This is a genomic window from Bacillus cereus group sp. BfR-BA-01408 (genome assembly GCF_022663305.1).
GTDB classification, from domain to species: domain Bacteria; phylum Bacillota; class Bacilli; order Bacillales; family Bacillaceae_G; genus Bacillus_A; species Bacillus_A pacificus.
The window spans coordinates 1-757 of the sequence record NZ_JAKUFF010000175.1 but is presented as its reverse complement, the minus strand read 5'-3'; the positions used below and the strand labels follow the sequence as shown (position 1 = coordinate 757).

The window sequence follows — 757 nt, the reverse complement described above, 5'->3', positions numbered from 1 at the left end:
AGCGTTCATCCTGAGCCAGGATCAAACTCTCCAATAAAGTTAGTTTGTCTAGCATCATAAAATAAAAATTGACGTTTCACGTTGTTTGTTTCGTTCAGTTTTCAAAGAACTTTTTTGGTGGAGCCTAGCGGGATCGAACCGCTGACCTCCTGCGTGCAAGGCAGGCGCTCTCCCAGCTGAGCTAAGGCCCCAAACAAGTATCGGGAAGACAGGATTTGAACCTGCGACCCCCTGGTCCCAAACCAGGTGCTCTACCAAGCTGAGCCACTTCCCGAAAGAAAACGCGCCCGAGAGGAGTCGAACCCCTAACCTCTTGATCCGTAGTCAAACGCTCTATCCAATTGAGCTACGGGCGCATATGGTGCGGAAGGCGGGAGTCGAACCCGCGACCCCAACCTTGGCAAGGTTGTATTCTACCACTGAACTACTTCCGCAAGACATGTTTGAGTTATTTCATTAAAAGTGCGGGTGAAGGGAGTCGAACCCCCACGCCAAAGGCGCTAGATCCTAAGTCTAGTGCGTCTGCCAATTCCGCCACACCCGCATATTCATTAAAAATGGTGAGCCATGAAGGACTCGAACCTTCGACCCTCTGATTAAAAGTCAGATGCTCTACCAACTGAGCTAATGGCTCTTACAATAAAAACTGGTGCCGACTAGAGGACTTGAACCCCCAACCTACTGATTACAAGTCAGTTGCTCTACCAATTGAGCTAAGTCGGCTAAATGGTGGAGGATGACGGGATCGAACCGCCGA

7 tRNA genes are annotated in these 757 nt (G+C 49.9%); all 7 read right to left on the bottom strand.

The window, feature by feature from the left end:
* Positions 1–115: 115 nt before the first annotated feature.
* The 7 genes from MR083_RS26705 to MR083_RS26675 all read right to left on the bottom strand — a co-directional run bounded on the left by MR083_RS26705 (position 116) and on the right by MR083_RS26675 (position 723).
* Positions 116–191, bottom strand: a tRNA-Ala gene (locus MR083_RS26705).
* Between the two features lie 9 nt (positions 192–200).
* Positions 201–274, bottom strand: a tRNA-Pro gene (locus MR083_RS26700).
* An 8-nt stretch (positions 275–282) separates the two neighbouring features.
* A tRNA-Arg gene (locus tag MR083_RS26695) sits at positions 283–356 on the bottom strand.
* A 3-nt stretch (positions 357–359) separates the two neighbouring features.
* Positions 360–434 (bottom strand) — tRNA-Gly (locus MR083_RS26690).
* Positions 435–463: 29 nt separating this feature from the next.
* A tRNA-Leu gene (locus MR083_RS26685) sits at positions 464–544 on the bottom strand.
* 14 nt (positions 545–558) lie between these two features.
* A tRNA-Lys gene (locus tag MR083_RS26680) sits at positions 559–634 on the bottom strand.
* Between the two features lie 13 nt (positions 635–647).
* Positions 648–723 (bottom strand) — tRNA-Thr (locus MR083_RS26675).
* Positions 724–757 lie beyond the last annotated feature (34 nt).